General features: G+C 70.4%; 20 protein-coding genes. 15 read left to right on the forward strand and 5 right to left on the reverse strand.

Annotated features, from left to right (window positions below; all coding sequences use genetic code 11):
• Positions 1 to 63 precede the first annotated feature (63 nt).
• Together ACGFNV_RS17910 and ACGFNV_RS17915 are read left to right on the forward strand one after the other, a co-directional pair.
• Complete coding sequence (locus tag ACGFNV_RS17910) at positions 64 to 1191, forward strand: ferrochelatase (RefSeq protein ID WP_393623518.1); 1128 nt, start codon at positions 64 to 66, stop codon at positions 1189 to 1191.
• An 8-nt stretch (positions 1192 to 1199) separates the two neighbouring features.
• Positions 1200 to 2015, forward strand: a complete 816-nt coding sequence (locus tag ACGFNV_RS17915) for an inositol monophosphatase family protein (protein WP_393623519.1) — start codon at positions 1200 to 1202, stop codon at positions 2013 to 2015.
• A gap of 171 nt (positions 2016 to 2186) precedes the next feature.
• On the opposite strand, the gene ACGFNV_RS17920 is transcribed toward ACGFNV_RS17915, so the two are convergent.
• Positions 2187 to 2360: a hypothetical protein gene (locus ACGFNV_RS17920; RefSeq protein ID WP_393623521.1), complete on the reverse strand. Its 174-nt coding sequence runs from the start codon at positions 2358 to 2360 to the stop codon at positions 2187 to 2189.
• A gap of 415 nt (positions 2361 to 2775) precedes the next feature.
• Here ACGFNV_RS17920 and ACGFNV_RS17925 point away from each other — a divergent pair, with 415 nt between their 5' ends.
• The 4 genes from ACGFNV_RS17925 to ACGFNV_RS17940 all read left to right on the forward strand — a co-directional run bounded on the left by ACGFNV_RS17925 (position 2776) and on the right by ACGFNV_RS17940 (position 6330).
• Positions 2776 to 3429 carry a response regulator transcription factor gene (locus ACGFNV_RS17925; protein ID WP_007385219.1) on the forward strand — a complete coding sequence of 218 codons (654 nt, stop codon included), beginning with the start codon at positions 2776 to 2778 and terminating at the stop codon, positions 3427 to 3429.
• Between the two features lie 6 nt (positions 3430 to 3435).
• Complete coding sequence (locus tag ACGFNV_RS17930; RefSeq protein WP_393623523.1) at positions 3436 to 4668, forward strand: sensor histidine kinase; 1233 nt, start codon at positions 3436 to 3438, stop codon at positions 4666 to 4668.
• Positions 4669 to 5063: 395 nt separating this feature from the next.
• Positions 5064 to 5360 (forward strand): DUF4193 domain-containing protein, encoded by a 297-nt coding sequence (locus tag ACGFNV_RS17935; RefSeq protein WP_003993510.1) that lies wholly within the window; start codon positions 5064 to 5066, stop codon positions 5358 to 5360.
• Between the two features lie 13 nt (positions 5361 to 5373).
• Complete coding sequence (locus tag ACGFNV_RS17940; RefSeq protein ID WP_393623524.1) at positions 5374 to 6330, forward strand: hypothetical protein; 957 nt, start codon at positions 5374 to 5376, stop codon at positions 6328 to 6330.
• Positions 6331 to 6346: 16 nt separating this feature from the next.
• Here ACGFNV_RS17940 and ACGFNV_RS17945 read toward each other — a convergent pair whose 3' ends face one another.
• Entirely contained in the window at positions 6347 to 6811 is a 465-nt protein-coding gene (locus tag ACGFNV_RS17945; protein ID WP_393623525.1) for a DUF3093 domain-containing protein, read from the reverse strand.
• A 58-nt stretch (positions 6812 to 6869) separates the two neighbouring features.
• Between ACGFNV_RS17945 and ACGFNV_RS17950 the strand changes: the two genes are divergently transcribed.
• From ACGFNV_RS17950 to ACGFNV_RS17980, 7 genes are all read left to right on the forward strand, one after another.
• A complete protein-coding gene (locus tag ACGFNV_RS17950) occupies positions 6870 to 7454 on the forward strand; it encodes a PaaI family thioesterase (protein ID WP_393623527.1) in 585 nt (194 codons plus the stop codon).
• A gap of 5 nt (positions 7455 to 7459) precedes the next feature.
• Complete coding sequence (gene dut, locus ACGFNV_RS17955; protein ID WP_393624058.1) at positions 7460 to 8020, forward strand: dUTP diphosphatase; 561 nt, start codon at positions 7460 to 7462, stop codon at positions 8018 to 8020.
• Between the two features lies 1 nt (position 8021).
• A complete protein-coding gene (locus ACGFNV_RS17960; protein WP_133933496.1) occupies positions 8022 to 8786 on the forward strand; it encodes a DUF3710 domain-containing protein in 765 nt (254 codons plus the stop codon).
• A 422-nt stretch (positions 8787 to 9208) separates the two neighbouring features.
• Complete coding sequence (locus ACGFNV_RS17965) at positions 9209 to 11782, forward strand: ATP-binding protein (protein ID WP_393623529.1); 2574 nt, start codon at positions 9209 to 9211, stop codon at positions 11780 to 11782.
• Entirely contained in the window at positions 11779 to 12462 is a 684-nt protein-coding gene (locus tag ACGFNV_RS17970) for a response regulator (RefSeq protein ID WP_393623530.1), read from the forward strand. The genes ACGFNV_RS17965 and ACGFNV_RS17970 overlap by 4 nt, the downstream gene beginning before the upstream one ends.
• 66 nt (positions 12463 to 12528) lie before the next feature.
• Positions 12529 to 12927, forward strand: a complete 399-nt coding sequence (locus ACGFNV_RS17975) for an OB-fold nucleic acid binding domain-containing protein (protein WP_133933493.1) — start codon at positions 12529 to 12531, stop codon at positions 12925 to 12927.
• 3 nt (positions 12928 to 12930) lie between these two features.
• Positions 12931 to 13671 carry a DUF3159 domain-containing protein gene (locus ACGFNV_RS17980; RefSeq protein WP_393623532.1) on the forward strand — a complete coding sequence of 247 codons (741 nt, stop codon included), beginning with the start codon at positions 12931 to 12933 and terminating at the stop codon, positions 13669 to 13671.
• 183 nt (positions 13672 to 13854) lie between these two features.
• Here ACGFNV_RS17980 and ACGFNV_RS17985 read toward each other — a convergent pair whose 3' ends face one another.
• The 3 genes from ACGFNV_RS17985 to ACGFNV_RS17995 form a co-directional block, all read right to left on the reverse strand.
• Entirely contained in the window at positions 13855 to 14532 is a 678-nt protein-coding gene (locus ACGFNV_RS17985) for a potassium channel family protein (RefSeq protein WP_393623533.1), read from the reverse strand.
• Positions 14532 to 15200 carry a TrkA family potassium uptake protein gene (locus ACGFNV_RS17990; RefSeq protein ID WP_133933490.1) on the reverse strand — a complete coding sequence of 223 codons (669 nt, stop codon included), beginning with the start codon at positions 15198 to 15200 and terminating at the stop codon, positions 14532 to 14534. The genes ACGFNV_RS17985 and ACGFNV_RS17990 overlap by 1 nt, the downstream gene beginning before the upstream one ends.
• A gap of 222 nt (positions 15201 to 15422) precedes the next feature.
• Entirely contained in the window at positions 15423 to 16253 is an 831-nt protein-coding gene (locus tag ACGFNV_RS17995) for a class I SAM-dependent methyltransferase (RefSeq protein WP_393623535.1), read from the reverse strand.
• A gap of 314 nt (positions 16254 to 16567) precedes the next feature.
• On the opposite strand from ACGFNV_RS17995, the gene ACGFNV_RS18000 reads away from it, so the two are divergent.
• Both ACGFNV_RS18000 and ACGFNV_RS18005 read left to right on the forward strand, forming a co-directional pair.
• The gene (locus tag ACGFNV_RS18000; RefSeq protein WP_393623536.1) at positions 16568 to 18613 is read left to right on the forward strand and encodes an APC family permease; all 2046 of its coding nucleotides are present in this window, start codon (positions 16568 to 16570) and stop codon (positions 18611 to 18613) included.
• 73 nt (positions 18614 to 18686) lie between these two features.
• A complete protein-coding gene (locus tag ACGFNV_RS18005; protein WP_393623537.1) occupies positions 18687 to 20030 on the forward strand; it encodes a class I SAM-dependent RNA methyltransferase in 1344 nt (447 codons plus the stop codon).
• The last annotated feature ends 305 nt before the right edge of the window (positions 20031 to 20335 follow it).

Consider the following 20335-nt stretch of genomic DNA (forward strand, 5'->3'; position numbering starts at 1 on the left):
CCGGTACCCGACTGGTCACCCCGCCGTTTCCCGGCTGTCGGTGCCGGGTGGCAGGATCGACTCATGCCAGACGCGCTCGATGCCACCCCCTACGACGCCCTGCTCCTGCTCTCCTTCGGCGGCCCGGAAGGCCCGGACGACGTGGTCCCCTTCCTGGAGAACGTGACGCGAGGGCGCGGCATCCCCAAGGAACGCCTCAAGGAAGTCGGTCAGCACTACTTCCTGTTCGGCGGGATCAGTCCCATCAATGACCAGAACCGTGCCCTGCTGGACGTCCTGCGCAAGGACTTCGCCGGCCACGGCCTGAATCTGCCGATCTACTGGGGCAACCGCAACTGGGCCCCGTACCTGACCGACACCCTGCGCGAGATGGTCGCCGACGGCCGCCGCCGCGTCCTCGTCCTCGCCACCAGCGCCTACGCCTCGTACTCAGGCTGCCGCCAGTACCGCGAGAACCTCGCCGACGCACTGGCCGCCCTCGATGCCGAGGGCCTCGACCTGCCGAAGGTCGACAAGCTGCGCCACTACTTCAACCACCCGGGCTTCCTCGAGCCCATGATCGACGGCGTGATCGAGTCCCTCGCCGACCTCCCCGAGGAGATCCGGGACGGCGCCCACATCGCCTTCACGACCCACTCCATCCCCACGGCTTCCGCCGACACCTCAGGCCCGCTCGAGGACCACGGCGACGGCGGCGCGTACGTCAGGCAGCACCTGGACGTGGCACAGCTCGTCGCCGACGCCGTCCGCGAGCGCACCGGCGTCGACCACCCCTGGCAACTCGTCTACCAGTCCCGCTCCGGCGCCCCCCACATCCCCTGGCTGGAGCCCGACATCTGCGACCACCTCGAGGAGCGCCACGCCGCCGGAGTCCCCGCCCTCGTCATGGCCCCCATCGGCTTCGTCTCCGACCACATGGAGGTCCTCTACGACCTGGACACGGAGGCCACCGCCAAGGCAGCGGAACTGGGGCTGCCGGTGCGCCGCTCGGCCACGGTGGGTGCCGACCCCCGCTTCGCCGCCGCGATCCGCGAGCTGGTCCTGGAGCGCGCCGCGGTCGAGAGCGGCCGCCAGGCCACGCCCTGCGCCCTGGGCGCCCTGGGCGCGAGCCACGACCTCTGCCCGGTGGGCTGCTGCCCGGCCCGCGCCCCCCGCCCCGCCGCCGCGGGTGCCGACAGCCCCTACGCCTGAGGAGCCCCGTGACCGACTCCCCGCACTCGGACCTGCTCAAGCTCGCGCACGAGGCCGCCCGCCGGGCCGGCGAACTGCTGCGCGACGGCCGCCCGGCCGACCTCGCGGTCGCCGCGACCAAGTCGAGCCCCATCGACGTGGTCACCGAGATGGACATCGCCGCTGAGCGGCTGATCACCGGTCTCATCGCCGACCACCGTCCCGACGACGGCTTCCTGGGTGAGGAGGGCGCCGCCACCGAGGGCACCACCGGCATCCGCTGGGTGATCGACCCCCTCGACGGCACCGTGAACTACCTCTACGGGCTCCCCACCTGGTCCGTCTCCATCGCGGCCGAGGAGCACGGCGAGACCGTCGTCGGCGTGGTCGTCATCCCGATGCGCGGCGAGACGTACCACGCCGTGCGCGGCGGCGGAGCCTGGGCCACCGGCGCCTGGGAGGGCGAGCGCAGGCTGGCCTGCCGCCCGGCCGCGCCCCTGGAGCAGGCACTGGTCTCCACGGGCTTCAACTACGTCACCGAGGTCCGCGCCCACCAGGCGGAGGTCGCCCACAAGCTGATCCCCCTCCTGCGTGACATCCGCCGAGGCGGCTCGGCCGCGGTCGACCTGTGCGACGTCGCCGCGGGCCGCCTGGACGGCTACTACGAACGGGGCCTGCATCCGTGGGACCTCGCCGCGGGTGACCTCATCGCCCGGGAAGCGGGCGCCCTGACCGGTGGACGCCCCGGAGAGCGCCCGTCACGCGACCTTGCAGTCGCGGGCACCCCCGGCGTCTTCGAGCCCCTCCAGCGCCTCCTGGAGGACTTCGGGGCCTGGCACGACTGAGGGGTGTGACGCGGGGCCCACTGGCCGACGGGGGCGCGCGCCGGCACGGGGGACTTCCCAGGCCACCGCCGACCCGGGGCGAGCACAGCGGGGCAGAGCGCCCCGCAGGCGACCGGGCAAACAGCGGGGCCCCGGCGCTGGATTCGCCGGGGCCCCGTTGTGCTGCGCCGATCAGACGCTGAACGCGCCGACTTCCACACCGTGGTCGGCGGCGAGGCGGCGCAGGTCGTCGAGCTCGCCCTGCTCCACTTCGACGAGGAAGTCGTCGCCCTCGTCGAGAGCCCGCGTCAGGTCGGACTCGGTCGCCCTTATGCGCTGCAGAAGTCCTGCGGTGAATGCGTCCATGCTGCGCCCCCTCGTCCTGGGTCGTGGGTCGATGGCACGGGGGTGTGCCGTTGGGAAGGGGCGATCACGTCTCCAGTAGGTGCCCAGCGCTGCCCAGGCCGGGCGGCGACGGTGCCGGACACCCACGCCCACTCTGCTGCAAGCGGGTCGCGGAGTGCCGCATGGTGGTACGGCACATGCAGAGCGTGATCGCGGGGTGTAAAGCCGTCCTCCCCCCGCTTCCTTCCGCGGAAACCTCAACGCAACGAGAAAATCCCGCATTCCCCTGCCTCATACCTGTCCTTCAGACGGCGCTCACCGTCTTACAGCCGACTTATGGCCGAAAAGGGCAGGATGGAGCCACACACCCGTCAACACTCCTGCCCTCGTGCGCTCGTCGAGCGCTACGCGGGTGGACACAGGAAGGACAAGCGACGTGCGCGTACTCGTCGTCGAGGACGAGCAGCTGCTCGCCGATGCGGTGGCCACCGGACTGCGCCGGGAGGCCATGGCCGTCGACGTCGTGTACGACGGTGCGGCCGCCCTGGAGCGCATCGGCGTCAACGACTACGACGTGGTCGTCCTCGACCGCGACCTCCCGCTCGTGCACGGCGACGACGTCTGCCGCAAGATCGTCGAGCTGGGCATGCCCACGCGCGTGCTGATGCTCACGGCGTCCGGCGACGTCAGCGACCGTGTCGAGGGTCTGGAGATCGGCGCCGACGACTACCTTCCCAAGCCCTTCGCGTTCAGCGAGCTGACGGCACGCGTGCGTGCCCTGGGCCGCCGTACGAGCGTGCCGCTGCCGCCGGTCCTGGAGCGCGCCGGGATCAAGCTCGACCCGAACCGCCGCGAGGTCTTCCGCGACGGCAAGGAGGTCCAGCTCGCTCCCAAGGAGTTCGCCGTCCTGGAGGTGCTGATGCGCAGCGAGGGCGCGGTCGTCTCCGCGGAACAGTTGCTCGAGAAGGCCTGGGACGAGAACACCGACCCGTTCACCAACGTCGTGCGCGTCACCGTGATGACGCTGCGCCGGAAGCTGGGCGAGCCTCCGGTGATCGTCACCGTCCCCGGCTCCGGCTACCGGATCTGATCCCCCGTGGCAGCGACACCCGCGCCTCCCAAGGCGCCCCCGAAGCCCACCTGGGACCCCAGGAGGCCGCAGCCCCCGTTCCCGTGGCTGCGCCCCACCATCCGGATACGGCTCACACTGCTCTACGGCGGCATGTTCCTGATCGCCGGCATCCTGCTGCTGTCGATCATCTACCTGCTGGCCGCGAACGCGCTCAACGTGGGCAGTGAGCTGCCCTTCAAGATCCTCTCGGGTCAAGTGGCGAGTGACGTCTGCAACTTCCCGTCGTCACCGACCGCCAACGAGCTCAACCGCGCCATGAACGAGTGCGTGAACGAGCAGCGTCGGCACGCTCTGGACGACCTGCTCAGCCGCTCCCTGCTGGCCCTGCTGGGCCTCGCGATCATCGCCTTCGCCTTCGGCTACGCCATGGCCGGGCGGGTGCTGTCCCCGCTGGGCCGGATCACCCGCACCGCGCGGGCGGTGGCGGGCTCGGACCTGTCCCGTCGCATCGAGCTGGACGGCCCGGACGACGAGCTGAAGGAGCTGGCGGACACCTTCGACGACATGCTGGAGCGGCTGCAGCGGGCCTTCACGGCTCAGCAGCGCTTCGTCGGGAACGCCTCGCACGAGCTGAGAACACCGCTGGCGATCAACCGCACGCTGCTGGAGGTGCATCTGTCGGACCCGAACGCGCCCGTGGAGCTGCAGCAGCTCGGCAAGACGCTGCTGGCGACCAACGAGCGCAGTGAGCAGCTCGTGGAGGGGCTGCTGCTGCTCGCCCGCAGCGACAACCAGATCGTCGAGCGCAAGCCGGTTGATCTGGCGGAGGTGGCTTCCCAGGCCATCGACCAGGTGCACGGCGAGGCGGAGGCCAAGGGCGTGGAGATCCGCGGCAAGCGTGAGCCCGCGGTCGTCCAGGGCAATGGCGTGCTGCTGGAGCGCATCGCCCTGAACCTGGTGCAGAACGCGGTGCGGTACAACGTGCCCGAGGACGGCTGGGTCGAGGTCTTCACCGAGATCCAGCACGGTCAGGCGGTTCTGGTGGTCTCGAACACCGGGCCGGTCGTGCCGGCGTACGAGATCGACAACCTCTTCGAGCCGTTCCGGCGGCTGCGTACGGAGCGCACGGGCAGCGACAAGGGCGTCGGCCTCGGCCTGTCCATCGTCCGGTCCGTGGCCCGGGCGCACGGCGGGCACATCGCGGCGACACCGCGCGAGGGGGGAGGGCTCATGATGCGAGTCACCCTGCCCATCTGAGATCATGTCGCGACACACGCGAGGGTGTTCGCTTTGCGCGGAATTTTCGGGACCCCGTCCCGACGTCCTCGTGTGTGATCGATCACAAGGGCGATTTTCTGGCCATCTACTCTCCGTGATCATGAGGCCTGCCGGAAAGCCGGGAAAATCCGGGTTTTCGGGGGTCCTGATCACGGGAAGTACACGGTGAGACGCCTTTGAAGTGCGGCATTCGGACCGTGTACGGTCCCGATCGCCATCCATGCCGATCACTCTTGAGGAGTCGGGTTGGGTGTCGATTGAGTAACAGACCTTGATGTGAGGCAAAATCTCCGCCTCGGGTCGGGCACAAGTCCGGCCTCTCACGCGTTACGTGCGCTGGAGACACCGCAGACACCCAGAGGGGGAGAGCGACAATGGCAACCGATTACGACACCCCACGCAAGACCGACGACGACGTCGACTCGGACAGCCTTGAAGAACTCAAGGCCCGTCGTAACGACAAGTCGGCCTCCGCGGTCGACGTGGACGAATTCGAGGCCGCCGAGGGCCTCGAACTGCCGGGCGCCGACCTCTCCAACGAGGAGCTGGCCGTCCGGGTGCTGCCCAAGCAGCAGGACGAGTTCACCTGCATGAGCTGCTTCCTGGTGCACCACCGCAGCCAGCTGGCCCGGGAGAAGAACGGGCAGCCGATCTGCCGCGACTGCGACTGAGGACGGGTCGGCCGTGACTGGCTCGACCCCTCCTCGGAAGCGCCGCTTCCCCCTGTGGGGAGCGGACAAAGGGCCGTCCGACGGCCCTCACGGCGTGCGTGACGACGAGCGGGGCTCATCCCGCGGGGAAGCGGTCCCCGGGGGACAAGCCTCGCTCGAACCGGCGAACGACCGGGTTGACCTCCCGGTGCCGGTGCAGAGCCCCGCGCCCGTCGCCAGGCGACGGGCCGCGGTGATACGGGGCAAGGCCGGAGAAATGGCCAGAGAAGGCGTCCGTAAGGGCGGGGACCGCGCGAAGGCGGGTTTGGCGTACCTCGCCGACCGGATCATCGAACTCGCCCCACGCGTGCCCGTACGCGACCTGGAGGCGCTCCGCAGGCAGTTCCCGGGCCTGGGGCCCGAAGAGCTCGCGGACAAACTCGTGGCGGGCGCGGCGAGCGCCACGGCGACGGTCGGAGCGGGCGTCGGGGCGGCGGCGATGCTGCCCGTGCCACCCGCGATGCCGGCCGAACTGGCCGCGGAGATCACCGGGGTCGCGGCGATCGAGCTGAAACTCATCGCCGAACTGCACGAGGTGTACGGCCTGCGGCCGCCGGGGAACCTGAAGGACCGCAGTACCGCCTATCTCGGCTCGTGGTCGGGAGAGCGCGGGATCGACGTGATGAAGCCGTCGTCCTTCAACTCGGCCCTCGGGGGCCCGATGAAGCGCGAACTCCGCCAGCAGATCATGAAGCGGATGGTGCGCGACCTGCCGAATCTCATGCCGTTCATGGTGGGAGCCGCCGTCGGGGCGGTCATGAACCGACGGGACACGAAGAAGGTCGCGGCGCGCATCCGGACGGACCTGCGGAAGGTGCAGGTGCCGTGGGACGAACTGCCCGCCCTGCCACCGCTGGAGACACCGACGGACCCTCTGGCGATGGGGGAGATCCCCAAACAGCTCGGCCGGCGCAGGAACCACAAGGGCTGACGGCGCGCGGGCGGTCCTACGCGGTGGCCGCCCGGGCAGCCGCGAGGGCCTCCGCCAGGCGTTCGGGCTCCCGCGTCGACAGATACAGGTACGGCGTCGGGTCCTCGGGGTCGGTGACCTCCACCCGCAGGGCGGTGGGGATGTAGGAGCGCAGCAGCAGGAACGCGCGGGTGTCCGCCTTGTAGGTGCGCCAGGCCCGGGCCTCCTCCGCGTCCATGACCTCCGCCTCACCCAGGGCCGAGACCGGGATCTTCGCCTCGCCGGCGAGCAGGGAGTCGCCCACGACCCGGATGCGGATCGAGCCGTACGAGCTGGCCGCTACGGCGGCGACCGCGGTGCCGCCGGCCAGGCCGCCGAGCATCGGCAGCGTGCCGAAGGGAAGCAGGATGAGGGCGAATGAAACCCCCACCAGGAAGGAGATCAACCACCAGGAGCGGGGAGCGGTGAGGCGTTCTTCGTACGGGGTGGCGGAGGGCTGCATGGAGCCAAGCTTGGCACGGTGTCCGGACAGGGCCGACGCGCGGGTAAGGTCTGCGGCTGTGAGTGGTACTTCCGCAGCTGTCGATCCTCCCGCCGACGCCGTTCGACCGGTGAGGCACCCCGACGCTCCCGCGCCCGGTGAGCTCCTCGGTGCCCACTACGAACAGTGTTTCGGGTGCGGCGCTGAGCAGCCCCACGGGCTGCACGTCGAGGCACGGGCCGGGGAGGGGGTCACCGTCACCGCCGAGTTCACGGTGCAGGCCGCCCACCAGGGGGCTCCCGGGCTCGCGCACGGCGGAGTCCTGACGAGCGCCCTCGACGAGACCCTCGGCTCGCTCAACTGGCTGCTGCGCACGATCGCCGTGACCGGCCGCCTCGAGACCGACTTCGTGCGGCCCGTGCCCGTGGGCGCCACGCTGTACCTGGAGGCCGAGGTGACCGCCGTGGCCGGGCGCAAGATCTACTCGACCGCCACCGGCCGCGTCGGCGGCCCGGACGGGCCCGTGGCCGTGCGGGCCGGCGCCCTCTTCATCGAGGTCGAGGTCGAGCACTTCGTCGACCACGGCCGCGAGGAAGAGATCAAGGCCGCGATGAGCGACCCGGACCAGGTCCGGCGCGCCCGCGCCTTCGAGGTGAACCCGTGAGCGCCGTGAGCCCCGTCGGCCGTGAGTCCCTGAACGTCCTGATCCGGCGTGTCGACCCCGAGGTACCGCTTCCGACGTACGAGCATCCCGGTGATGCGGGAGCCGATCTGCGGACCACCGAGGGCTGTGAACTACGGCCGGGCGAGCGGGCCGTGCTGCCCACGGGGGTGTGCATCGCGCTCCCCGAGGGGTACGCGGCCTTCGTGCACCCGCGTTCGGGGCTCGCCGCCCGGTGCGGTGTCGCCCTCGTGAATGCCCCGGGGACGGTTGACGCCGGGTACCGTGGGGAGATCAAGGTGATCGTGGTGAATCTCGACCCGCGCGAGTCCGTGCGGTTCGAGCGCTTCGACCGGATTGCCCAAGTGGTCGTTCAGCAGGTCGAGAGGGTCCGCTTCCAGGAGGTCGCGGAACTTCCCGATTCGGCGCGGGCCGCGGGGGGCTTCGGGTCCACCGGTGGCCACGCCGCGGTGGACGGCGCAAGTGGCACAAGGGGTCAGGCCGCCGAGAGCGGCGCGACGGGTGGGAATCGATACGCATCGGTCGTATCCGACCGGGAAGGACAGTGACGTGTTCGGACGTCGCAAGAAGAGGGATGCCGCCGAGGACGCGGCCGGCGAGGCCGAGCAGGTCGTCGACAGTGTCGACACTGAGGCGGACGAGGAAGACGGCGAGCGCGAGCGTGTGAGGCTCGAGCCGGAGCCGCGGCCCGACGGGCCGTGGGACAGCTCCGAGGTCCGTGACCCGGCCGAGGGCCGGGTGGATCTCGGCGGTCTGTTCGTGCCGGGGGTCGACGGCATGGAGCTGCGGGTCGAGGTCGCGGGCGACGCGATCGTCGCGGCGACGGTCGTCCTGCGCGACAGCGCCATCCAGCTCCAGGCCTTCGCCGCGCCCAAGCGCGAGGGCATCTGGGGTGAGGTGCGCGAGGAGATCGGCGCCGGGATCACTCAGCAGGGCGGCATCATCGACGAGGTCGAGGGCCCGCTGGGCTGGGAACTGCGCGCTCAGGTGCCGGTGCAACTGCCGGACGGCACGGGCGGCTTCCAGGTGGTGCGGTTCGTCGGTGTGGACGGGCCCCGCTGGTTCCTGCGCGGTGTGATCTCGGGCCAGGGCGCGGTGCAGCCGCAGGCCGCGGGTCTGCTGGAGCAGATCTTCCGGGACACGGTCGTGGTCCGCGGTGAAGGCCCGATGGCGCCTCGCGACCCGATTGTCCTGAAGCTGCCGAACGACGCGCAGATGGTGCCCGAGGGCGTGCAGCAGGACGAGGGCGGGTCGCGCTTCTCCGGCGGCATGGGGCAGCTGCAGCGCGGCCCGGAGATCACCGAGGTCCGCTAGCAGGCAGAAGCGACACAGGGCCGTACCTCTCGTGGGCGCGGCCCTTTCGCATGCCCGGCTCCGATCGGGCTCGGGCCGATGACGTCTTCCCCGTCGGAGGCTCACGTTCCTCCTCTGGAGGCGCTCACGCACGGTGAGAATTTCGTGTGAACCGATTCGGTGGGCTCGTCCGATGAGGGAGTGACGGCGGAGAGACCGCCAGAGGGGCCGGCCGCCAGTCGCGAGCACGGGACTGGCACCGGCGAGGGGGAACACGGGGAGAGCACATGAGGCGGGGGATCGCAGACGGGCACCGGTTCACGTCCGGGGCGTCAGGGTTGCGTCAAAGGTGCCCCCTGAGCCCTTCGGTACCCCCTTTGTCCGCATCGTTGGCCGTAGGGTCGACGCTGCGTTGGCAGGGGTTACCGGAAGACAATGAGGCCATGGCACGCGGCAAGCTTCGGATCTATCTCGGCGCGGCACCGGGCGTGGGCAAGACCTACGCGATGCTGTCCGAGGCGCACCGGAGGGTCGAACGGGGCACGGACTGCGTGGTCGGCTTCGTGGAGCACCACGACCGGCCGCGCACCGAGGTGCTGCTGCACGGGCTCGAGCAGGTCCGTCGCACGGAGCTGGAGTACCGGGGCACGGCCTTCACCGAGATGGACGTCGACGCCGTCCTGTCCCGCCACCCCCAGGTCGCCCTGGTGGACGAACTCGCCCACACCAACGTCCCCGGCTCGCGCAACGCCAAGCGATGGCAGGACGTGGAGGAACTGCTCGTCGCCGGGATCGACGTGGTCTCGACGGTGAACATCCAGCACCTGGAGTCGCTGGGCGACGTGGTGGAGTCGATCACGGGGGTAAGGCAGCAGGAGACCGTGCCCGACGAGATCGTCCGCCGTGCCGACCAGATCGAGCTGGTGGACATGTCGCCGCAGGCGCTGCGCCGACGCATGGCGCACGGCAACATCTACAAGCCGGACAAGGTCGACGCGGCCCTTTCGAACTACTTCCGGCCGGGCAATCTCACCGCGCTGCGGGAGCTGGCGCTGCTGTGGGTGGCCGACCGGGTCGACGAGTATCTGAAGCAGTACCGCAGCGACCACCGGGTGTCGGCGATCTGGGGGTCACGGGAGCGGATCGTGGTCGGTCTGACCGGCGGCCCCGAGGGGCGCACGCTGATCCGGCGGGCGGCCCGGCTGGCGGAGAAGGGTGCCGGTGGCGAGGTGCTGGCCGTGTACATAGCGCGCAGCGACGGGCTGACCTCGGCCTCACCCAAGGAACTGACCTTGCAGCGCACTCTGGTCGAGGATCTGGGCGGTACGTTCCACCATGTCGTCGGCGACGACATACCGGCCGCGCTTCTGGAGTTCGCCCGCGGGGCCAACGCCACGCAGATCGTCCTCGGTTCCTCGCGCCGAAAGAGCTGGCAGTACGTCTTCGGACCCGGTGTCGGCGCGACGGTCGCACGGGAGTCGGGGTCCGACCTCGACGTGCACATCGTGACCCACGACGAGGTTGCCAAGGGGCGTGGCCTGCCGGTGGCGCGCGGCGCCCGGCTCGGGCGGGCCCGGATCATCTGGGGGTGGGTGGTCGGCGTGGCGGGACCGGCGATCCTGGCGGTGCTGTTGAACACCGTCCACCTCGGTCTCGCCAACGACATGCTGCTGTTCCTGACGCTGACCGTGGCGGCGGCCCTGCTCGGCGGGCTCCTGCCGGCGCTCGCCTCGGCGGCCTTCGGCTCGCTGCTGCTGAACTACTTCTACACGCCGCCCCTGCACCGGCTGCTGATCGCCGACCCCAAGAACATCGTCGCCATAGCGATCTTCGTGGGCGTCGCGGTGTCGGTGGCGTCGGTGGTGGACCTGGCGGCCCGCCGCACCCATCAGGCGGCGCGGTTGCGCGCGGAGTCGGAGATCCTCTCCTTCCTCGCCGGCAACGTCCTGCGGGGCGAGACCAGTCTGGAGGCACTGCTGGAGCGGGTGCGCGAGACCTTCGGCATGGAGTCGGCGGCCCTGCTGGAGCGGCGCAGCGATGTCGCCCCGTGGACCTGCGCGGGACACGTCGGCCTGGGGCGGCCGGTGGACCGGCCCGAGGCCGCGGACGTGGACGTGCCGGTCGGGGACCACATGGCCCTGGCGCTCACCGGCCGGGTGCTGCCCGCCGAGGACCGCCGGGTGCTGGGCGCGTTCGGCGCGCAGGCCGCCGTGGTGCTGGACCGCCGCCGCCTCCAGGAGGAGGCCGACCGGGCCCGCGCACTCGCCGAGGGCAACCGCATCCGCACCGCGCTGCTGGCCGCCGTCAGCCATGACCTCCGTACGCCCCTGGCGGGGATCAAGGCGGCGGTCTCCAGCCTGAGATCCGACGACGTGGCCTGGTCGGAGGAGGACCAGGCGGAGCTCCTGGAGGGTATCGAGGAGGGCGCCGACCGGCTCGACCACCTGGTGGGCAACCTGCTGGACATGTCACGGCTCCAGACCGGCACCGTGACCCCGCTGATCCGGGAGATCGACCTCGACGAGGTGGTGCCGATGGCGCTCGGCGGGGTGCCCGAGGACAGCGTGGACAGTGTGGACCTGGACATCCCGGAGACCCTGCCCATGGTCGCCGTGGACCCGGGACTGCTGGAGCGGTCGGTGGGCAACCTGGTCGAGAACGCCGTGAAGTACAGCCCGCCCCGCGGGACGGTCCTGGTCGCCGCCAGCGCCATCGCCGACCGGGTCGAGGTGCGGGTCGTCGACCGGGGGCCGGGTGTGCCGGACGAGGCCAAGGAGCGCATATTCGAGCCCTTCCAGCGCTACGGTGACGCTCCGCGCGGTGCGGGCGTGGGCCTCGGCCTCGCGGTCGCGCGCGGGTTCGCCGAGGCCATGGGCGGCACGCTCAACGCCGAGGACACACCCGGCGGCGGCCTCACCATGGTGCTGACGCTCCGTGCGGCGGGATCGCGTACGGAGCCTCTCGAAGGGGACGCCGTACAGGCACATCCCGTGGAACAGGAAAGGCAGGTCTCATGACCCGGGTGCTCGTGATCGACGACGAGCCGCAGATCGTGCGCGCCCTCGTGATCAACCTGAAGGCGCGCACGTACGAGGTCGACGCGGCGCACGACGGCGCCACCGCCCTGGAGCTGGCGGCCGCACGCCACCCCGATGTGGTCGTCCTCGACCTGGGTCTGCCCGACATGGACGGTGTCGAGGTGATCAGGGGCCTGCGCGGCTGGACGCGGGTGCCGATCCTGGTGCTGTCGGCACGGCACTCCTCCGACGAGAAGGTCGAGGCGCTGGACGCGGGCGCCGACGACTACGTGACCAAGCCCTTCGGCATGGACGAACTGCTGGCCCGGCTGCGCGCCGCGGTCCGCCGCGCCGAACCGGCCGGGGCCGATGAGGACGACGTGATGGTGGAGACCGGCGAGTTCACGGTCGACCTGGCGGCGAAGAAGGTGAACCGGGGCGGGAAGGACGTACGGCTGACGCCCACGGAGTGGCATCTGCTGGAGGTGCTGGTGCGCAACACGGGGCGGCTGGTCAGCCAGCGGCAGCTGTTGCAGGAGGTGTGGGGGCCGTCCTACGGGACGGAGACCAACTATCTGCGGGTCTACATGGCCCAGCTGCGAAGAAAGCTGGAGGCCGATCCGTCGCACCCGAAGCACTTCATCACCGAGCCGGGAATGGGGTACCGGTTCGAGAAGTGAGCAGCGTCCTACGAGGGCTCGGCCCGGGAGTGCGTTGCTGTCGGCGGCCCCCGGTACGCTTCAGATATGACTGCTGTTCCTCGTTCCGAAAAGCCGGTGGGCCGGTTCCGGCGCATGCTCGACCGGCTTTCCTCGTCCCAGGAGGACCTGGAGTCGGAGGAACTGCGCGAGGACGCCGAGACCACCGGATGCACCCGTATCGGGGACTGCCATGACCGGCAGATCGTCACGGTTACTGGTACCTTGCGCACGGTCACCCTGCGGCCGCGCGCGGGCGTCCCGGCCCTGGAGGCCGAGCTGTTCGACGGCTCCGCCGCGCTGGACGTGGTGTGGCTCGGCAGGCGTTCCATAGTGGGGATAGAACCAGGGCGCAGGCTGATCGCATCCGGCCGGATCTCGATGAGCCGCGGTCGCCGGGTGCTGTTCAACCCCAAGTACGAACTAAGGCCCCTCGGACGGGAGTAGCCGGTGACGTCGCTCGACAAGCCGACCGAAGAGACTCAGCAACAGGATGCCCGGGCGGTGACGGAGGCAGCGCTGTTCGAGGCGTTCGGCGGGGTGCGGGGCATGGTCGAGACGGTGGTCCCCGGCCTCCTCTTCGTCACCATCTTCACGATCAACAAGGACCTCCACATGTCCGCGATCGCCGCGCTCGCGGTGTCGCTGGTCCTGGTCGTGGTCCGGCTGGTCATGAAGGACACGGTGAAGCACGCCTTCAGCGGTGTCTTCGGTGTCGCCTTCGGCGTGGTCTTCGCGATGATGACCGACAACGCCAAGAACTTCTACCTGCCGGGCATGCTCTACACCCTGGGGCTGGCGCTGGCGTACATCATCACGGCGCTGTGCGGTGTGCCGCTGATCGGGCTGATGCTCGGACCGGTCTTCAAGGAGAACCTGTCCTGGCGCACGCGCAATCCGGGGCGCAAGAAGGCGTACACCAAGGCCAGCTGGGCCTGGGGTCTGATCCTGCTCGCCAAGTGCGCGATCCTCTTCCCGCTGTACTGGTGGGCGAACACGGCGCAGCTGGGCTGGGTGCTGGTGGCGCTGAAGATTCCGCCGTTCCTGTTGGCTGTGTGGCTGACGTGGGTGTTCCTGGCGAAGGCGCCCGCGCCGATCGATGTCTTCGCCGAGATGGAGGCCGCGGAGAAGGCGGAGGAGGAAGAGAAGGCTGCCGCTGAGGCCGGTGGGCGGCACCGTCGGGAGGGGTAGTTCCCGGTGCGTGTGTGGGCGCCCGGGGGCGGCCGCCCCGGACCCCCGCTTCGGCCCTGACCCCGGACCCCTGCTTCGGCCCTGAACGGGCCTCGTCCTCAAACGCCGGACGGGCTGAGAAGGTACTGCCCGACCGGCGTCAGAAGATCCCACAGGGTCAAAAGATCCCTCGGCGTCAGCAGATCAGCTCGACGCGTCTTCCCGTCGTACCGACAACAGGTCCTCCAGCTGCTCCTCCCGGGCCTGCGCGGCCACGAAGAGCAGTTCGTCGCCCGCTTCCAGGGAGTCCTCCTGGGACGGGGTGAGGACGCGGGTGCCGCGGATGATCGTGACCAGGGAGGTGTCCTCGGGCCACTCCACGTCGCCGACCTGGGTGCCCGCCAGGGCGGACTCCTCGGGAAGGGTGAGTTCGACGAGGTTGGCGTCGCCGTGGCTGAAGCGGAGCAGCCGGACCAGGTCGCCGACGCTCACCGCCTCCTCGACCAGGGCCGACATCAGGCGCGGGGTGGAGACGGCGACGTCCACGCCCCAGGACTCGTTGAAGAGCCACTCGTTCTTGGGATTGTTCACGCGGGCGACGACGCGCGGCACGCCGTACTCCGTCTTGGCCAGCAGGGAGACGACCAGGTTGACCTTGTCGTCGCCCGTCGCGGCGATCACGACGTTGCAGCGCTGGAGCGCCGCCTCGTCGAGCGAGGTGATCTCGCAGGCGTCGGCGAGCAGCCACTCCGCCTGCGGGACGCGCTCGACCGAGATGGCGGTCGGCGCCTTGTCGACGAGGAGAACCTCGTGGCCGTTCTCCAGGAGCTCGCCCGCGATCGAGCGGCCCACCGCACCGGCTCCGGCAATGGCGACCCTCATCAGTGACCGCCTTCCTGCGGGCCCTCGGCGAACGCCGCCTCGATCTTCTCGACGTCGTCCGTACGCATCATCACGTGCACCAGGTCGCCCTCCTGCAGCACCGTCTGAGAGGTGGGCAGGATCGCCTCGCCGAGGCGGGTCAGGAACGCCACGCGGACGCCCGTCTCCTCCTGCAGCTTGCTGATCTTGTGGCCGACCCAGGCGGCCGAGGCGTGCACCTCGGCGAGCTGGACGCCGCCGGTGGGGTCGCGCCACAGCGGCTCGGCGCCGGACGGCAGCAGGCGGCGCAGCATCTGGTCGGCGGTCCAGCGGACCGTGGCGACCGTGGGAATGCCCAGACGCTGGTAGACCTCGGCCCGTCGGGGGTCGTAGATGCGGGCGGCGACGTTCTCGATGCCGAACATCTCGCGGGCCACGCGCGCGGCGATGATGTTGGAGTTGTCGCCGCTGGAGACGGCGGCGAACGCGCCGGCCTCCTCGATGCCCGCCTCGCGCAGCGTGTCCTGGTCGAAACCGACTCCGGTGACCCGGCGGCCGCCGAAGGAGGAGCCCAGGCGTCGGAAGGCGGTGGGGTCCTGGTCGATGACAGCGACCGTGTGCCCCTGTTGCTCCAGGTTCTGGGCGAGAGCGGAACCCACTCTGCCGCAGCCCATGATCACGATATGCACGGCCTTACACCACACTCCCCGCAGACCGTCCGGCCTGCGTCAACGTCTTGCTCATGTCCCTCTCTCGGCTTGCCGGGCAACGGGCGCGGCCCGTGCGGGCCGCCAGGCACCATCATGCCGGTGATTCTCGGGCGTGCTCCTGCTCGGGGCCGGGACACCGCCGCCGACTGTCCGGTTCCAACGTATCGGTAGGGCGGAAGCGGGGCCGAAGGGCCCGAAGGATCAAGGCTGCGGAGGATTGGTCCACACGCGTACGTCCGTGCTCGGCAGACCGACCTCGAAGCCCCCGTCGACGGCGTGGCGTGCGAGCAGCGCCCGCAGGCGGGCGTCGAACTCCGGAAGGGCCTCGCCGAACAGGTGCGGCGCCGAGAACGACATGGAGTACTGCTCCGCGACGACGTCGTCGACGGTCCGGTGCAGCGTTCCCTTGCCCTTCACCACGATCCGGCGCGGGCCGACGAAGCCCGCCCGCGCCAGTACGGCCTCCTCCCCGCCGGGAGTGCCCTGGGGCAGCAGATGGCGGCCGGCGCGTCTGACCTCGCCGAGGAACTCGCGTACCAGTGCGTCGATCTCCGTGCGGGGGATGCCCCCGTCCTCCCGCCGCTCGGTCTTCACATCGGCGATGTGCACGAGGTGGCCGCCGGTCCGCAGGGCCCGACGCAGGTGGTCGGCGACGCGGGCACGGTCCATCCAGTGGAACGACTGCGCGAAGACGGCCGCGTCGAGCTCACCGTCGTCGAACGAGACGTCCTCGGCCTGCCGGGTGAGCCAGGTGATGGTGGTGATCCCCGCCGCGGCCGCGAGCTCGCGGCCCCGCTCGATCATGTCCGGGTCGGGATCCACGGCCACGACCCGCGCGAAGTGCGCCGCCAGAGGGCGGGCGAGGGTGCCCGGTCCGCAACCGAGATCCGCGAGGGTTCCCGTGCCGTCGAGACCCAGCTCGTCCGCCAGGACGCCGGCGAGCCCATCCGCGTACGGCAGCCGGCCGCGCTCGTAGTGCTCGGCCACTCCTTTGAACAGGAGGTCGTCCCACGCGCGCTCCTGATCCAGCACAGCTGTCCCTCCCGAGCGGGGCCGCCCGCCGCCGCTTCCGTAACGGGCCTTCCCCTTCAGCGGCGAGTGATGCTCCGCACGCTCCACAGAGTCAGGAGTCCGAGACCGAGGAGCGCGGCGCCTGCGCCGACGAGGACGGCGATCGCGGGCATGGAACCTCCCGAGGGCGAGGACTGGCAGGGTCCAGACATCTAGGCACGGGGGCGGCCGTGACCCCGGAATTCCCCGCGATCCGGGTCCCGGATTTCACTCGTGAGGCAGAACAGGGACGGCAGGTGGGCTTGCCCGTGTTCGACGCCGTACGATCCTCTGTTGTGTCCAAACTGACCGACGTGCCCAAGCGGATTCTGATCGGGCGCGCGCTGCGCAGCGATCGGCTCGGGGAAACGCTCCTGCCGAAGCGCATCGCCCTACCCGTTTTCGCCTCCGACCCGCTGTCCTCCGTCGCGTACGCGCCGGGCGAGGTGCTGCTGGTCCTGTCCATCGCGGGCGTGTCGGCGTACCACTTCAGCCCCTGGATCGCACTCGCCGTCGTCGTGCTGATGTTCACGGTGGTCGCCTCCTACCGGCAGAACGTCCACGCCTACCCCAGCGGTGGCGGCGACTACGAGGTGGCGAACACCAACCTCGGCCCCAGGGCGGGCCTGACGGTCGCCAGCGCACTGCTCGTCGACTACGTCCTCACCGTCGCCGTGTCGATCGCCTCGGGCATCGAGAACCTCGGCTCCGCGATCCCGTTCGTGGTCGAGAACAAGACGGCCTGCGCGGTCGCGGTGATCGTGCTGCTGACGCTGATGAACCTGCGCGGGGTGAAGGAGTCCGGGAAACTCTTCGCGATTCCCACGTATGTCTTCGTCGCGGGCGTCTTCATCATGATCGCGTGGGGCGCGTTCCGCGGGCTCGTGCTCGGCGACACCATGCGGGCGCCGACGGCACAGTTCCACATCGAGGCCGAGCACCAGGGGCTCGCCGGCTTCGCCCTCGTCTTCCTGCTGCTGCGCGCCTTCTCCTCCGGCTGTGCCGCGCTCACCGGCGTCGAGGCGATCTCCAACGGTGTCCCCGCCTTCCGCAAGCCCAAGTCGAAGAACGCGGCGACCACGCTGGCCGCGATGGGCCTGCTCGCCGTCACCATGTTCTGCGGCATCATCGTGCTCGCCCTGGCCACCGACGTGCGGATGGCGGAGAACCCGGCCACCGACCTGCTGAAGAACGGTGTCGCCGTCGGCTCCGGCTACGTCCAGAACCCGGTGATCACCCAGGTCGCCGAGGCCGTGTTCGGCAAGGGCAGCTTCCTGTTCATCGTGCTGGCCGCGGCGACGGCCCTGGTGCTGTTCCTGGCGGCCAACACCGCCTACAACGGCTTCCCCGTGCTCGGCTCGATCCTCGCCCAGGACCGCTACCTCCCGCGCCAGCTGCACACGCGCGGCGACCGCCTCGCCTTCTCCAACGGCATCGTGCTCCTGGCCGGCGCGGCCACGCTGCTGGTGTGGATCTACGGCGCCGACTCGACCCGGCTGATCCAGCTGTACATCGTCGGCGTGTTCGTGTCCTTCACGCTCAGCCAGACCGGCATGGTCCGGCACTGGAACCGCCATCTGGCTACGGAGACGGACCAGGCCAAGCGGCGCCACATGGTGCGCTCGCGTGCCATCAACGCCTTCGGTGCCTTCTTCACCGGCCTGGTCCTGGTGGTCGTCCTCGTCACCAAGTTCACCCACGGCGCCTGGGTGGCCCTGCTCGGCATGGTGATCTTCTACGCGACGATGACCGCGATCCGTCGCCACTACGACGGGGTCTCCGCGGAGCTCGCCGCACCCGAGGGCCCCAGCGACGACAGCGTCCGCCCCTCCCGCGTCCACTCGGTGCTGCTCGTCTCGAAGATCCACCGCCCCGCCCTGCGCGCCCTGGCCTACGCCAAGCTGATGCGCTCGGACTCCCTGGAGGCGCTCACCGTCAACGTCGACCCGGCCGAGACGAAGGCGCTGCGCGAGGAGTGGGAGCGGCGCGGCATCGACGTACCGCTGAAGGTGCTCGACTCGCCGTACCGCGAGATCACGCGGCCGATCATCGAGTACGTCAAGAGCCTGCGCAAGGAGTCGCCGCGCGACGCGGTCTCCGTGATCATCCCCGAGTACGTGGTCGGCCACTGGTACGAACACCTGCTGCACAACCAGAGCGCCCTGCGCCTGAAGGGCCGGCTGCTGTTCACACCGGGCGTGATGGTGACGTCGGTGCCGTACCAGTTGCAGTCCTCCGAGGTGGCCAGGCGGCGAGCCCGCAAGCAGGCGGAGTGGAACGCGCCGGGGTCCGTGCGGCGAGGGCCCGCGGAGCGGGCGAAGGAGTCCAGCGGCAAGAACTGACGTGTTCGGGAGCACGTAGACTGGTGGGCTGTTGTCCGGCCGTACCCCCTTGACGTTGTGGAGTCACCCCGCCATGCAGGCAGAACCGAAGAAGTCGCAGGCGGAGAACTCCCTGGTCGGGGAGGAGTACGAGGTCGAGATCGGCCCCGTCGCCCACGGCGGCCACTGCATCGCCCGTACGTCCGAGGGCCAGGTGCTGTTCGTCCGGCACGCCCTGCCGGGTGAGCGGGTCGTGGCGCGGGTGACGGAGGGCGAGGAGGGGGCCCGTTTCCTGCGCGCGGACGCGGTCGAGGTGCTGACGGCGTCGAAGGACCGCGTCGAGGCGCCCTGTCCGTACGCGGGCCCCGGCCGCTGCGGCGGCTGCGACTGGCAGCACGCCAAGCCCGGCGCCCAGCGCCGCCTGAAGGGCGAGGTGATCGCCGAGCAGCTCCAGCGGCTCGCCGGCCTCACGCCCGAAGAGGCCGGCTGGGACGGCACGGTCATGCCGGCGGAGGGCGACAAGCTGCCCGCGGGTGAGGTGCCCGCGTGGCGGACGCGCGTGCAGTACGCCGTCGACGCCGAGGGCCACGCCGGGCTGCGCCGGCACCGCTCGCACGAGGTGGAGCGGATCGACCACTGCATGATCGCCGCACCGGGCGTCGACGAGCTGGGCATCGAGAAGCGCGACTGGACCGGCATGGAGTCGGTCGAGGCGATCGCGGCGACGGGTTCCCAGGACCGCCAGGTCATCCTGACGCCCCGGCCGGGCGCCCGCCTGCCGATCGTCGAACTGGACCGGCCCGTGTCGGTCATGCGGGTCGGAGAGAAGGACGGGGGCGTGCACCGCGTCCACGGCCGCCCCTTCGTCCGCGAACGCGCGGACGACCACACGTACCGCGTCGGCAGCGGCGGCTTCTGGCAGGTCCACCCCAAGGCCGCGGACACCCTGGTGAGGGCCGTCATGCAGGGCCTGCTGCCGCGCAAGGGCGAGATGGCGCTCGACCTGTACTGCGGGGTGGGCCTGTTCGCCGGCGCGCTGGCCGACCGCCTCGGCGAGAAGGGCGCCGTCCTCGGCATCGAGTCCGGCAAGCGGGCCGTCGAGGACGCGCGCCACAATCTCGCCGCCTTCGACCGCGTGCGGATCGAACAGGGCAAGGTCGAGGCCGTACTGCCGCGCACGGGAATCAGCGAAGTCGACCTGATCGTCCTGGACCCACCGCGCGCGGGGGCGGGCCGGAAGACCGTCGAACACCTCGCTTCCCTCGGGGCGCGCCGGATCGCCTACGTGGCGTGCGATCCGGCGGCGCTGGCACGGGACTTGGCGTACTTCCGGGACGGGGGGTACCGGGTGCGGACGCTGCGGGCGTTCGATCTGTTTCCGATGACGTCGCACGTGGAGTGCGTGGCAATTCTCGAGCCTGCTACAAAGGGGCTCTGACCTGCAGATTTCGCAGGTTGCTCAGGCGCGTTCGGGTGCGCTCGACGTGTTCCCCGAAATGCACGATGTGGAACGTGTCCTGGTGCCGGGGAGTGGGTTTGACCTGCGGCTTCGTGGGACGTCTCGCGAGGTGATGGACGCGTTTTCCTCGGTCCATGGGGGCGTAGGGGAAACCGTCCCGACGCTCATTTGACGCTGCTTCCGACGGACCATCAGGTGGGTGGCACGCGGGCTGCCTGGTCAGAACTGGCCCCGACCCACTCGTCTGCGACTGCTCTGTCCCGCGTCGGGGCAGCCGGCCCGCT

The sequence above is a fragment of the Streptomyces sp. NPDC048751 genome, from assembly GCF_043198595.1.
In the GTDB taxonomy this organism is placed as follows: Bacteria; Actinomycetota; Actinomycetes; order Streptomycetales; family Streptomycetaceae; genus Streptomyces.

Bases quoted from the DNA above. Each gene is read 5' to 3' on its own strand.
- ACGFNV_RS18005 (WP_393623537.1), top strand. From the start codon at position 18,687: ATGCAGGCAGAACCGAAGAAGTCGCAGGCGGAGAACTCCCTGGTCGGG.
- ACGFNV_RS17975 (WP_133933493.1), top strand. From the start codon at position 12,529: ATGACTGCTGTTCCTCGTTCCGAAAAGCCGGTGGGCCGGTTCCGGCGC.
- ACGFNV_RS17910 (WP_393623518.1), top strand. From the start codon at position 64: ATGCCAGACGCGCTCGATGCCACCCCCTACGACGCCCTGCTCCTGCTC.
- ACGFNV_RS17985 (WP_393623533.1), bottom strand. From the start codon at position 14,532: ATGAGGGTCGCCATTGCCGGAGCCGGTGCGGTGGGCCGCTCGATCGCG.
- ACGFNV_RS17945 (WP_393623525.1), bottom strand. From the start codon at position 6,811: ATGCAGCCCTCCGCCACCCCGTACGAAGAACGCCTCACCGCTCCCCGC.
- ACGFNV_RS17935 (WP_003993510.1), top strand. From the start codon at position 5,064: ATGGCAACCGATTACGACACCCCACGCAAGACCGACGACGACGTCGAC.
- ACGFNV_RS17965 (WP_393623529.1), top strand. From the start codon at position 9,209: ATGGCACGCGGCAAGCTTCGGATCTATCTCGGCGCGGCACCGGGCGTG.
- ACGFNV_RS17970 (WP_393623530.1), top strand. From the start codon at position 11,779: ATGACCCGGGTGCTCGTGATCGACGACGAGCCGCAGATCGTGCGCGCC.
- ACGFNV_RS17920 (WP_393623521.1), bottom strand. From the start codon at position 2,360: ATGGACGCATTCACCGCAGGACTTCTGCAGCGCATAAGGGCGACCGAG.